Source organism: Nonlabens spongiae, from assembly GCF_002117125.1.
GTDB classification, from domain to species: Bacteria; Bacteroidota; Bacteroidia; order Flavobacteriales; family Flavobacteriaceae; genus Nonlabens; species Nonlabens spongiae.
Genome location: NZ_CP019344.1, coordinates 57126 through 69437, shown reverse-complemented (window position 1 = coordinate 69437; position 12312 = coordinate 57126). Strand labels below are relative to the sequence as shown.

Below are 12312 nucleotides of genomic sequence, written 5' to 3'. Positions count from 1 at the left end.
TTTCACCCTAGATCAATATTCTTTTCTAAATAGTATGGCTCAATAGGTAAATCGCTTACTTATCGGTAATTTCGCACTCCTTTAAAGAAATCAAATCTGTTTAGGCTATGAGCGTATTTCAAGTGGAATTGCTAGGGTATTTTGCTAGTGCGATGGTGTTGCTTTCATTCTTCATGAAGAATATCAAGATGTTGAGAACCGTAAACTGTTTTGGGTGCTCACTTTTTGTTGCTTATGGCATTTTCTTAGGTAGTATACCTATTATAATAACAAACGTAGCTATTCTAATGGTTAACAGTTACTACCTATTTATTAAAGATCGTTCATCTAAGGCCAAAGTTGAGAACCCTTCTTGATTCCTGACTATTATTGAATGTAAAAAAAAACCGCAGCTCAATGAGTTGCGGTTTTTATTTATTACAATCAAAATTTTTTACTGCTCTTTAGGAGCAATACCCAGTTCTTTACTTACATCAAGAGTGATATCGAGTTCTTTATCAGCATAACTCACAGAACTTATGTCTACTACCATTTTATAACCTCTTGCTTTTGCAATTTTTTCAATGGCTTGAGTTAATCTAGTAGTAATAGGCTCCATAAGTTCTGCTTCCTTTTTTTGCAGTTCCATCTGAGCGTTTTGCTTCACTTTATTAAGCTCTTGCTCAAGAGTTGCCGCCTGAGAAGCAAGATCTTGCCTTACAGCATCACCCAGTTCAGGATCTTGAGCCTTATATTGAAGACTACGCATTTTAGTGGCAGCATTTTGTTCTGCTTTAGCGACTTCTGCTTCAAGTTTTGTACCTAGCTCATTCAGGGTTTTATTTGCTGTTGCCGTTTCTGGCATGGCAAGCATAAGACCTTGTGATCGTACATAACCGGTTTGAGCCATTACCGCAGTGCTGGCAACTAGAAACAATAGAAATACTACTTTTTTCATCTACATTTTAATTTAGGTGGCGCAAGATAAGAAGTCCCATCTAAAACGCCATGATTACGCTGGTGTTTTACAAGGATCAGACCAAACTTGCAGTTGTTTGTTAGTAAGAACGTTAGCAAGTGTTAAGCAGGTGTGATGATATTTTCTCGCTTTCGCGAAAGCGTAATAACTAAAATAATTAACCGACTAATTATCAATAATTTAAATGACAATTCATCGCTTGAGTGCAAAATAGCCCTTCTCCTCTATTTCAGTACCACGGAAGGTATAAACAAATTGATACCAATAGCTACTCGATGGCAGCGGGTTGTTATTCAATGTTCCATCCCAGCCTATACCTCCTGGCACAATTTGCGTAACAAGCTTACCATAACGATCGTAGATGTAGATAAATTCAATACTTACCTCAGAGTTCAGAATCTCAACATTCCAAGTGTCGTGATAATTATCTTCATTAGGCGTGACAAATTGCGGGATGTAGAACAATTCTGGCTGCGGCTCAAGTATCGTTAGCTGAAAACTTTCCTCATCAAAGCACCCAGCAGATTCATCATAAATGAAAATGGTGAGAGGATAGGTAGCGTCTTCATTAAAGGCAAGCACATCTCCCGGTACATAGCTTGTTCCCTGCCCGCCCGTATTTGTGAAGTAGGCTGCATTGCCTGAAAGATTTGTTCCACGGATATCCGGGAAAACGAACTGATCCTGAATTACAATATTCTCAACTACGTCCAGACTGGGACTGGCATTTACATTAATAGAAATGGAATCACTCGCCTGATCATTAGGAGCAGTTAGACCAGAATCGGTAATAGTACATTGATAAGAAGTAGAAGCTTCTGGAATAATAGTGAGATTGCGTTCTGTCCCAATGACAGTTGTATCGCCCACAACAGTCCATTCATAAGAATAATCACCCGTTGGAGTAGCTGGATCAGCCGTGGCAGAGAGAGTGATTTCTTCTCCCTCACAAATTTCAGTCGCGCTAGAAGTGACTGTCAATGTAGGTTGGGGCTCTATAATATCTAAAATAAATGATTCTTCATCATCGCAGGTACCGTTTGTATCATAGATAAAAATCTGAATCGGTAGCGTTGCAAAATCTGCTCTGGTCACTACGTCCCCAGATTGAAAGGGCTGGCCTGCACCGCCTGACTGCGTGGAGTAAAGAGCGTTTGCAGTAACATTAGGCCCTGTAATTGCTGGAAACGTGAAGCTATTATTTACAGATTGATCGCCAGGATTAGAAATTTGGATGCTAGGCAGCACATCAATCTGAATATTTCGGGTAAATGATTGTGGTGCACCGGCTATTCCCAAGTCAGTAACAGTACAGGTGATTGTACTTGTGGATTGCTGAAGAGTAAAAGTTGCTACATCTCCAGTTTGTGGATCAGGACTTCCATTTACAGTCCATTCATAGGTATATTGATCCACGGGATTTACAGGATCAGGAATGGCAGTAATTGTAACTGTACCTCCTTGACAAATGGTTGTAGAATCGGGATCTAGTTGTAGAGTTAGGTTGATAGGCTCTATGGTCAATTCAAACTGAGTCTGATCATCGCAACCGTTATTGTTGTCGTAGATGTAAATGGTAATTGGAAAGCTTGAGAAATCATTCAAGTCAATGATATCTCCCGGTTGGTAAGACTGGCCAGTACCGTTAGGTCCCGTGTAAAAAGCTTGATTACCTGTAAGATTGTTACCATTTATAACTGGAAACTCGTAAGAATTAGTTCTTGTAGTGTTGGTTATCACTCCTAGGCTGGGTCGTAAGTTTACTGTTACTTGAATCTGATCAAATCCCATTGCTGTGCCGTTAATTACACCTGAATCATTTACAGTAACGGAATAGGTTGTGTCTTGAGAAGGGGTAACTGTAATCTCTCGAGTATCTGGAAGCACACTTCCCAATCCATCATCCCAGTTGTAAGTGTAGGTACCATAGGCTGGTCCAGGCACCGTATCAGCTCTTAGAGTAATGCTGTCACCTTCACAAATATTCAAGCTTGAGTTAGTAGGTACTGGTTCAACAGTCACTTGAGTCGTAACGAATTCAATTGTTAACTGACCAGTGAGTTCACAACTATTGGCATCAGTTCCAAAAACATAAAGAGTTCCAGGATTTGATGAAAAATCAGATTCGCGAACTTGATCGCCAATGTTTATAGGAGTACCGTTACCGTTAGGCTGAGTATAATACCTCGCGTTTGCAGGAATGTTTGTCCCATCGATGGATGGAAGATCGTAGAATGAGTGTACAATCACATTGCCCAGACTATTATAAACCGGCTCGTCATTAATTGTCACTGTAATCGTGTCTACCGCAATGTTATCTGGTGCTGCTCTTCCTGTGTCAGTTACCGTGCATTCAAAAGTGGTCGTAGTGGTAACCGTAGGAGAATAATCTTCATTAGTTGAAAGTACTGTTAAGCTTCCCTGTTCTCTCCATTCATAAGTGTAGGTACCGATAGGTGAGTTAGGATCAACTGTTGTAGTCAAATTGGGATTTGCCGTTCCACAAAATTCAGGGTTTTGCAAACCATCTCCTAAGATCTCTATATCGATGGTGCAAATAACGTCTGAGGTGACTTCGGCAGCACCGAAAATACTGGAGTTCACCAAATTAATACAAGTGGTTGTTGTATTACCATTAGAAGGGTTGACAACTCCCGTGGATCTCCCACCGGTTGCGATAAGATCAACAGTAGGATTGGAAGCGCATGGATTAGCTGTTATAATACTTACTACTCCAAATATGTTTTGCCCTCCATTGAGACTCATGGAGCCTACTAAACTTGACTGGGAAGGTGTATTAATATTTACTTGAACTAGTTCATTATTATCAGCACTTAAGTACAATACACCATTTAAGAAAGTTAGATCACCAGCGCTTTCAAAACCAGTAGCTCCTAGATTTGTAGCCGTCATGGCATTTACATCAATCCGAAATAACTCGCCATTTGAGCTTTGATTGGCACCTAGAAGAAAACCATCTCTTTCCTTAACCAGCGATGTAACCCTAAAGTTGCCATTAAAACCTAGAACTGTAAGATTACCTAGAAGTACAAACGAACCATTAGACACATTGATCCTGTACAATCTTTCATCTTTGATACCATAAAGCGTATCATCAGTATCTCCCTGAGAAATATCAAATAAAGACTCTGGTAAAGTCGTGATTAAAGATGAAGAGCAATTATCTAGATCTGCAAGCACAATATCATCGTTACCTAAGCACAGATAAACAGAATTGGCAGATTGACCTGAGGCTAAAAAGCCACATAAACTGAATAAAATAAATTGTAAAAACCTCAACCGTAAAAATTTGCGCAAAACTAATGAGTCGAGACTCTTACTTTAGCGGTCGAAAGTTAGCAAATTATTAAGATTATGAAGAAGCTTCAGTACGATTATCCAAATAATCAGGAATCCCATCATTATCTGAATCTGGTGCAGTTGAAGGATCTCCATTCAAAATAAGAAGATTTCCATCTTCATCAGAAATTTCTTCTCTCGTAGAAATACCATCTCCATCATCATCTGCATCTAGGAAATTTGAAATACCGTCTCCATCTGTATCGTCAGCATCGCCAGACCTTAAATTTCTATCATTGTTCAGGTCCTCATAGATCGATAGGATACCATCACCATCGTGATCAGTAATTTCTACTGTTCTCAATTTGATAGAGAATGCGATAGGATTATATTGACCTATAGTATTGTTAGGTGGATTATTAAAGTAAGCTAGGCCAGAAGGCATAAAGATGACACCCATACCTGAATTTTCAAAAGTGAAAGTCCCATCTGGATTCTGCACACGATCAGTTGATTCCTTAAACTCAGTTAGTCCGAGGGAGAAACCTGCTATCGTGTTAGGTAAATCCAACCAAAGGGGATTTTGAGCCTCATCAAACACTTCATTCTGTAAATTGAAACCACGATAAGAAATCAGGGTGCTATCAGCATAAGTGGGTCTCAATGCCCCTTCACCTTCTCTCACTTTCAAGACAAAGTACTCATAATCTACCTCGTCTCTAGTTATACTCAATCGCTCTAATTCTGGACGATCTATCAGTGCAATCTTATCAGCGTTTGCTCCTGCCAGGGTATCGATGACGATCTCAAAATCACTGGGGTTTGCTGGATCAAAATCCTCATAATTATAGAAGTGTGTGCTTAGATAGGTTTCAAGGTCAATGATATTTTCATCAAAGACTTCCTGCCTATCTCTAACAGGTATCGTGTTTGAATCATCATCACTCTCACAAGAACTTAAGAGTAAACCAGCTAATATTGTATACAGTAAATATTTCATCGCAATTTTTGAGTGGGCAAAGATAGTATTTTCGGCTATTTTTGTGGAAAACGACTCAGAACGGAGAATCTTATGCGCGTAGATAAATATTTGTGGTCCATCAGATATTTTAAATCAAGAAGCAAAGCCACCACAGCTGTAAAAAAAGGCAGGGTGAAAGTAAATAGTGATGTGGTGAAACCCTCTCGGGAGGTGTACGCGACAGATATCGTAGAGGTGCGTAAAGATCAAATTGATTATAAAATCGAAGTACTAGACCTTCCTCCTAATCGTGTAGGAGCAAAACTTGTGAACCTCTATATGTTGGACCGCACGCCTAAAGAACGTCTCGAAGTCAAAAAAATGATCGCGCTCAATCAAGATTACTACCGTAGAAAAGGAGAAGGCCGTCCCACAAAAAAAGACCGTCGTGAACTGGATGATCTTTTATCACAAGAGGAAGAATAAGCATGATCTTAGATAAGCATTACTGGACACAACGCTATCAGCAGGACGATACTCCCTGGCAGCTATCCCATGCCTCAGCACCTTTGAAACACGTAATAAGTCAAATTGAAGATAAGAACTGCTCTATTTTAATACCAGGAGCTGGCAATTCCAGAGATGCCAGCTATCTACTACAGCAAGGATTTACTAATGTCCATATTTTGGATTTTGCTGAACCGGCACTTGAGAGCCTCCAGCAACAAATAGAATCAGACGAGATTACTCTTCACTTAGAAGATTTTTTTGATCACGAGGGATCTTATGACTTTATATTAGAGCAGACCTTTTTTTGTGCTTTGGAATCTCGCTTTCGCGAAAGCTATCCTAAAAAATGCCACGACCTCCTCAAATCAGACGGTGCAATTAAAGGTGTACTTTTCCAGTTTGAAAGCGACCGCACAGAACCACCTTATGGAGGAAACGCAGAAGAATACAGACGACTTTTCAGTCCGTTTTTTGAAATAAAATCAATGGAAAACTGTGAAATCTCTGAGCCAGATCGACGAGGCAGGGAATTACTCATTCATTTTCTAAAGAAATAACCTACAGAATGGCTTCAAACATACTCACCCACCAAGACATTGAAAATAAAAGCAGACGTATTGCCTATCAAATCGCAGAAGTGTTTTCTGACCAAGATCAATTATTTCTCGCAGGGATAAGTGGTCAGGGATACAAGTTTGCTGAAATTTTAAGCACCTTTTTGAAATCTATATCAGATCTCGATGTAAGACTGGTAAAAATAGAACTTGACAAAAACAATCCATTGAGTGCCGCAAAAACCGACTTTAGTCTAGAAGATGCTCGGGACGGGAATCTAGTTCTTTGCGACGATGTTTTGAACAGTGGAACTACCTTAATCTACGCAGTACAGCATTTCTTACAAATACCTTTGAGAGCTTTTAAAACAGCTGTGCTAGTAAACCGTAATCATAAAAAATATCCTGTAAAAGCTGATTTTAAAGGTATCTCGTTAAGCACAACCATGCAAGAACACATTGAGGTAAACTTAAGGACAGAGCCTTACTCTGCCGTTTTGCGCTGATTGATGATGTGCTCGCAGTGTTGCACCACTTCATCTAAATCAATCAAACCAACATCCAGGGTCTCGTGCGCACGCTCATAAAATGGACTGCGTTCAAAAAGATGTTTACCGATAAATTCTTGCAACGATTCTAAACTTTGCTGACTCTCTATAATTGGTCTCTGCATACGTTCTGGGAAAAGCCTTCTTGATAGTTGAGGCACGTTTGCTCTCAAATAAATAGATAACCCATGCTCGTTAATCATATCCATATTATTATAGTAACATGGAGTACCACCTCCTACAGCGATAACAGCGTTTAGATTTTCGCGTAAAGTATTTTCTAAAACTTCTCGTTCTAGTTTTCGAAAGTGAAGAACCCCTTGTTTTTCAAAGATTTCTGATATGGATTTTCCCTCGACTTGCTCGATCAAGTCATCCAGATCTATAAATGGTAAGTCCATTTTCACAGCCAATTTTCTACCGACAGAGGATTTACCACTTCCCATATAGCCCACTAACACTACTAAATTACTCATATTCAACACCTCAGAAATAAAGTTTATTTTCTTCAAAAATAGTGGTCAAAAAATTGGCTCAATAAGAAATATAGGTTTTATATTTGCACCCGCATTAAAACAATGCTGATCTGGTAGCTCAGTTGGTAGAGCATCTCCCTTTTAAGGAGAGGGTCCTGGGTTCGAGCCCCAGCCAGATCACTTTAAGAAAAAGCTCTCCATTAAGAGGGCTTTTTTTCTACCCGGGTGCTGAAATTGGTAGACAGGCACGGTTGAGGGCCGTGTGTCGTAAGACGTGTGGGTTCAAGTCCCATCCCGGGTACCATTCAGCTTCAAAATCCTTTTTACATAAACTGTGAAAAGGATTTTTTTATTCAATAGATTCTGTTTTTCAAAATTCCACTTCTATTATAGATTCAATGTAGTATAAACTCGTTGCCATATCATTAACTATAACTATAAGTTTTTAATTTTACCTTTTACCAAATTTTGAAATGGTATTCCAGTATTTGTCCGATATACATTACGAACAACCAGCAAATCGCGCTTATCTTAAGAACAATCCTTTAAGACCTATTGCAGACACTCTACTTATTGCTGGTGATCTCATGCCACTAAACTGTATGAAGAGATTCTCAGATTTCTTGGATTATCTTTCATCAAACTGGAAATCTGTTATTTGGATACCTGGAAATCATGAATTTTACAGTTCTGATCTATCTGTTTATTTAAATCCAATTTTAGAGAAGATTAGAAATAATATACACTTATGTCATCGTTCAGTAATTAAAGTTGGCGGTTTAAATATTCTTGGATGCACGCTGTGGAGCTATATTGATAAAGCTCACCAATTTCCAATAAAGAGATATTTGCAGGATTTTAGCAAGATCCACTGGAAGAATCGCAAGCTAGATATTGATGACTATAACATAATGCATGAATTAGACCTCAAATTCCTTGAAAAGAATCGGCTAGATGATTCTTCCATTGTAATTACTCACCATGTTCCTACCCTACAGAATTATCCTGAAAAATATAAGGGCAGCATTTTAAATCAAGCGTTTGCCAGTGAGAATAACTTGTTAATTAAAGATTCTCAAGTGCCATATTGGATCTACGGACATCATCACGCTAATACAGATCCATTTAAAATTAACAACACAACTGTAGTAACTAATCAATTAGGATACGTTCTTAATGATGAACATTTAGGATTTAATGCTTCCTGCACCTTCACTCTATAACGACCAGAATCGGGTTCTAAATAAAAAACTTCAAATCGCAAAACGTTAAAACAATCGTAGGATGTGTTTGTTTAAATCTTTGTTTGTTTAACTTTACATTGGATTTAATAAACAAATGTCGTGGTTAAGAGTCGGTTTAGTATCAAGGATCTTGAAAATTTAAGTGGAGTCAAGTCCCACACTATTCGTATTTGGGAGAAAAGATATAACCTTTTAACACCAGATCGTACCGATACAAACATACGTACCTACAACCTGCACTCGCTTCGCAAAATTTTGAATGTAAGCTTTTTGAAAAATAACGGCATGCGTATATCTAGCATAGCCAAATTAAATGCTGAGGAAATAGAAGAACAAGTACGAACAATCGCTGAATCAGAAAACATTAATGACCACTACATTCAAAAACTGAAACTGGCGATGATCAATTTTGATCAAGTTCTTTTTCAAAAGATTTACAAATCAGTTTATGATAGGGAAGGTTTTAATGGCGTATTCTATCAACTCTTTATACCGTTTCTAGAAGAATTAGGTCTTCTATGGCAATCCAAAACGATAAATATTGCTCATGAACATTTCATCAGTCACCTGATCAAACAAAAGATGCTAGTAGAGTTAGAAAAACTACAATATCAAAGTTATGATCAGAATGATAGAGCCTACATCCTTTTTCTCCCGGACAATGAAATGCATGATCTAGGGCTGTTGTTTTTGAATTATCAATTATTAAGTCACAATAAGCGTACTATTTACTTAGGTGAGAGTATGTTGATTGACGCTTTAAAGCACTTTAAAAACAAGGAAGTAGACCCAGTTTATCTTACCTATATGACGGTTAATCCCATGGAGTCTAAAATCCCGAGCTTTCTAAGAAAATTCCACAAGAAGATTCAAAAAAATAATGATGCTGAATTATGGGTATTTGGTTACTTATCCAAAAAAATCAAAGAAGATGATCTTCACACGAATCAACGGGTGTTCACAAACATTCATGATGTAATCAAGCAACTTCCTCAACTCGTGAGCGCATGAGCCATAAAATTGCAGTTATAGGATCAGGATTTTCTTCATTGTCAGCAGCAGCTTATTTAGCCAAAGCTGGTCATGAAGTCACTATCTATGAAAAAAATAGCACCGTAGGTGGAAGAGCCAGAAGGCTGGTCAAAGACGGCTTTACCTTTGATATAGGGCCTTCGTGGTACTGGATGCCCGATATATTTGAACGTTTCTTTGCTGACTTCGGTAAAAAGCCGTCTGATTATTATCAACTGGACAAATTAAATCCAGCATACAGCGTGGTTTTTGAAGACGAGAAAATAACTATTGCTGATAATCTTCCAGCCATCAAAGAAACTTTTGAGAAAGTTGAAGCAGGAAGCTCTAAGCCTCTTCAGGAATTCATGGACGTAGCATCTGAGAACTATGACATTGCCATCAAGAATTTGGTTTATCGCCCAGGTGAATCGCCATTAGAATTGGTCACTCTTCAAACGGTTAAAAAATTAGGAGCCTTTGTCGGTAATGTCTCAAAAGACGTAAGGAAAAAATTCAGTAACCCAAAATTAGTTTCCATCCTAGAGTTTCCAGTTCTCTTTTTAGGTGCAACTCCATCTAACACACCTAGTTTCTACAACTTTATGAATTACGCAGATTTTGGATTAGGAACTTGGCATCCCAAAGGTGGTATGTATGAAGTCATATTGGGAATGAAAAAGTTAGCTCAAGAACTGGGCGTAGTCATTAAAACCAATAGTCCTGTTTCAAAAATTCTCGTAGATAAAAACAATAATGCAGAAGGACTGATAATCGATGATCAAAAGTTCCTTTATGATGTAGTTTTATCAGGTGCTGACTATCACCATTCAGAAACTTTGCTTGAAGAGAAACACAGACAATACTCTGAGAATTACTGGAAAAAGAAAACCTTCGCTCCCAGCTCTTTGATATTCTATGTAGGTTTTGATAAAAAATTGAAGAACATAGATCACCACAATCTGTTTTTTGACACCGACTTTGAAAAACATGCTGATGAAATCTACGAGCACCCTAAATGGCCAGACGATCCTTTGTTCTACGCCAACTTCACATCAGTAACTGATCCTAGCACGGCGCCTGAAGGCTGTGAAAATGGATTTTTCCTCATACCACTAGCTCCAGGTTTAGAAGACACGCCAGAATTAAGGAACCAATATTTTGATATTGTAATGAGCCGTTTTGAAGAAAGAACAGGTCAAAATGTAAGAGATCACATTATCGTGAAAGAATCTTTTTGTGTAAACGACTTTATCAAAGAATATAATAGTTATAAAGGAAACGCCTACGGAATGGCAAACACTCTGACACAGACCGCATTTCTTAGACCAAATTTAAGAAGTCGCAAAGTAAATAACCTTTACTTTACGGGACAACTTACTGTTCCGGGTCCAGGAGTGCCGCCGTCGCTCATTTCAGGTAAACTAGTAGCAGAATTAATAGAGAAACATTCCCCATCATGAAAAGTTTATTTGACGACGTATCAAGGCAGTGTAGCCGAACGGTAACTAATAAATACAGTACCTCGTTTTCTTTGGCGAGTAAAATGCTAGGGCCTTCTATTCAGCAAGACATTCACAACATTTACGGCTTCGTGCGCTTTGCTGATGAGATTGTTGACACATTTCATGACTACAACAAACGTGAGCTGCTGGACAATTTTGAAAACGAACTGCATAAAGCTGTTGAAAATAAGATAAGCCTTAACCCTATTCTCAATTCATTCCAAGAGACTGTCCATAAATACGATATTACTCCAGATATGTATGGCGCTTTCATTCATAGCATGCGTTTGGATTTGGATAAATCTGTTTATTTGACTGATGAGGAATATCGCAATTACATTTATGGGAGTGCAGATGTAGTTGGATTGATGTCTTTGAAAGTTTTTGTCAAGGGAGACCAGCAGAAATATGATGACTTGAAAGACGATGCCATGAGACTGGGAAGTGCTTTTCAAAAAGTAAATTTTCTGAGAGATTTAAAAGCAGATCTTGAGATGCTGGAACGCAGTTATTTCCCAAATACAAATCTGCACGATCTAAACGAAGAAGATAAAGCCAGATTAATTGCTGAGATTAAGGACGATTTTAATGCGGGTCTCAGAGGCATCAAGAGATTGCCTATTGAAGCAAAACTAGGTGTCTACACAGCTTACACGTATTACAGAAAATTGTTGACTCGCTTGGAAAAAACACCCAGCCGAGAAATCAGAAAGCGCAGAATACGCGTGCCCAACTACGAGAAAATTGGTCTACTCGCAAAAGGTTATGTAACTTATCGGCTTAATTTGATATGATATGAGTACCCTCTTTTGGATACTGATTTTTTTAATCACATTTTGTATCATGGAATTCAATGCATGGCTTATTCACAAATATGTCATGCATGGTTTTTTATGGAAAATCCATGAAGATCACCATCATAAAAAACACGACAGCTGGTTTGAGAAAAACGATTTGTTTTTTGTGTTTTTTGCGGCAATCAGTATAGGATTCAAAATTTTACATGGCGTGTTTGATTTGTGGTGGTGCTTACCCATAAGCTTGGGAATTCTAGCTTATGGCATCGCCTATTTTGTTGTGCACGATATTTTCATACATCAGCGTTTCAAGTGGTTGCGCAAAGCAAATAACAAATATGCCAAAGGTGTGAGACGCGCCCACAAGGTTCACCATAAACACTTGGGTAAGGAAGAAGGTGAGAATTTTGGGATGCTGGTCGTACCCTTCAAGTATTTCAAGTAAGCC

The 12312-nt window shown here is 38.4% G+C and carries 13 protein-coding genes and 2 tRNA genes; 11 read left to right on the top strand and 4 right to left on the bottom strand.

All coding sequences use genetic code 11. From position 1 onward, the window contains the following. Nucleotides 1-107 precede the first annotated feature (107 nt). The gene (locus BST97_RS00350; RefSeq protein ID WP_085765378.1) at nt 108-356 is read left to right on the top strand and encodes a YgjV family protein; all 249 of its coding nucleotides are present in this window, start codon (nt 108-110) and stop codon (nt 354-356) included. 77 nt (nt 357-433) lie between these two features. Here the strand turns inward: BST97_RS00350 and BST97_RS00345 are convergent, their stop codons facing one another. From BST97_RS00345 to BST97_RS00335, 3 genes are all read right to left on the bottom strand, one after another. After that, nucleotides 434-937, bottom strand: coding sequence for an OmpH family outer membrane protein (locus tag BST97_RS00345; protein WP_085765377.1), 504 nt, complete (start codon nt 935-937; stop codon nt 434-436). A 213-nt stretch (nt 938-1150) separates the two neighbouring features. Continuing rightward, complete coding sequence (locus tag BST97_RS00340) at nt 1151-4258, bottom strand: T9SS type B sorting domain-containing protein (protein ID WP_085765376.1); 3108 nt, start codon at nt 4256-4258, stop codon at nt 1151-1153. 73 nt (nt 4259-4331) lie between these two features. Continuing rightward, nucleotides 4332-5258, bottom strand: a complete 927-nt coding sequence (locus BST97_RS00335; protein WP_085765375.1) for an FKBP-type peptidyl-prolyl cis-trans isomerase — start codon at nt 5256-5258, stop codon at nt 4332-4334. Between the two features lie 72 nt (nt 5259-5330). Here BST97_RS00335 and BST97_RS00330 point away from each other — a divergent pair, with 72 nt between their 5' ends. From BST97_RS00330 to BST97_RS00320, 3 genes are read left to right on the top strand one after another with little or no spacing between them, the layout of a single operon-like run. Continuing rightward, nucleotides 5331-5705 (top strand): RNA-binding S4 domain-containing protein, encoded by a 375-nt coding sequence (locus BST97_RS00330; RefSeq protein WP_085765374.1) that lies wholly within the window; start codon nt 5331-5333, stop codon nt 5703-5705. Between the two features lie 2 nt (nt 5706-5707). Continuing rightward, nucleotides 5708-6286, top strand: a complete 579-nt coding sequence (locus BST97_RS00325) for a methyltransferase domain-containing protein (protein WP_085765373.1) — start codon at nt 5708-5710, stop codon at nt 6284-6286. Between the two features lie 8 nt (nt 6287-6294). Beyond that, a complete protein-coding gene (locus BST97_RS00320; RefSeq protein ID WP_085765372.1) occupies nt 6295-6789 on the top strand; it encodes a phosphoribosyltransferase family protein in 495 nt (164 codons plus the stop codon). Here the strand turns inward: BST97_RS00320 and BST97_RS00315 are convergent. Continuing rightward, the gene (locus BST97_RS00315) at nt 6768-7307 is read right to left on the bottom strand and encodes a shikimate kinase (protein ID WP_085765371.1); all 540 of its coding nucleotides are present in this window, start codon (nt 7305-7307) and stop codon (nt 6768-6770) included. The two genes, BST97_RS00320 and BST97_RS00315, sit on opposite strands and share 22 nt — an antisense overlap. A 107-nt stretch (nt 7308-7414) precedes the next feature. Here BST97_RS00315 and BST97_RS00310 point away from each other — a divergent pair. The 7 genes from BST97_RS00310 to BST97_RS00280 all read left to right on the top strand — a co-directional run bounded on the left by BST97_RS00310 (nt 7415) and on the right by BST97_RS00280 (nt 12309). Continuing rightward, nucleotides 7415-7487, top strand: a tRNA-Lys gene (locus tag BST97_RS00310). A gap of 39 nt (nt 7488-7526) precedes the next feature. Further along, nucleotides 7527-7611 (top strand) — tRNA-Leu (locus tag BST97_RS00305). Nucleotides 7612-7795: 184 nt separating this feature from the next. Further along, on the top strand, nt 7796-8530 hold the full coding sequence (locus BST97_RS00300) for a metallophosphoesterase (protein ID WP_169711507.1): 735 nt from the start codon (nt 7796-7798) through the stop codon (nt 8528-8530). Nucleotides 8531-8650: 120 nt separating this feature from the next. Next, entirely contained in the window at nt 8651-9562 is a 912-nt protein-coding gene (locus BST97_RS00295; protein ID WP_085765369.1) for a MerR family transcriptional regulator, read from the top strand. Beyond that, complete coding sequence (locus BST97_RS00290) at nt 9559-11025, top strand: phytoene desaturase family protein (RefSeq protein WP_085765368.1); 1467 nt, start codon at nt 9559-9561, stop codon at nt 11023-11025. Before BST97_RS00295 ends, BST97_RS00290 begins: the two co-directional genes overlap by 4 nt. Then, complete coding sequence (locus BST97_RS00285) at nt 11022-11861, top strand: phytoene/squalene synthase family protein (protein ID WP_085765367.1); 840 nt, start codon at nt 11022-11024, stop codon at nt 11859-11861. Before BST97_RS00290 ends, BST97_RS00285 begins: the two co-directional genes overlap by 4 nt. Before the next feature lies 1 nt (nt 11862). Next, entirely contained in the window at nt 11863-12309 is a 447-nt protein-coding gene (locus BST97_RS00280; protein WP_085765366.1) for a sterol desaturase family protein, read from the top strand. Nucleotides 12310-12312: the final 3 nt, after the last annotated feature.

Excerpts from the sequence above, each read along its gene's own strand:
- BST97_RS00350 (WP_085765378.1), top strand. The coding sequence starts at position 108 with ATGAGCGTATTTCAAGTGGAATTGCTAGGGTATTTTGCTAGTGCGATG.
- BST97_RS00345 (WP_085765377.1), bottom strand. The coding sequence starts at position 937 with ATGAAAAAAGTAGTATTTCTATTGTTTCTAGTTGCCAGCACTGCGGTA.
- BST97_RS00335 (WP_085765375.1), bottom strand. The coding sequence starts at position 5,258 with ATGAAATATTTACTGTATACAATATTAGCTGGTTTACTCTTAAGTTCT.
- BST97_RS00330 (WP_085765374.1), top strand. The coding sequence starts at position 5,331 with ATGCGCGTAGATAAATATTTGTGGTCCATCAGATATTTTAAATCAAGA.
- BST97_RS00325 (WP_085765373.1), top strand. The coding sequence starts at position 5,708 with ATGATCTTAGATAAGCATTACTGGACACAACGCTATCAGCAGGACGAT.
- BST97_RS00320 (WP_085765372.1), top strand. The coding sequence starts at position 6,295 with ATGGCTTCAAACATACTCACCCACCAAGACATTGAAAATAAAAGCAGA.
- BST97_RS00315 (WP_085765371.1), bottom strand. The coding sequence starts at position 7,307 with ATGAGTAATTTAGTAGTGTTAGTGGGCTATATGGGAAGTGGTAAATCC.
- BST97_RS00290 (WP_085765368.1), top strand. The coding sequence starts at position 9,559 with ATGAGCCATAAAATTGCAGTTATAGGATCAGGATTTTCTTCATTGTCA.
- BST97_RS00285 (WP_085765367.1), top strand. The coding sequence starts at position 11,022 with ATGAAAAGTTTATTTGACGACGTATCAAGGCAGTGTAGCCGAACGGTA.
- BST97_RS00280 (WP_085765366.1), top strand. The coding sequence starts at position 11,863 with ATGAGTACCCTCTTTTGGATACTGATTTTTTTAATCACATTTTGTATC.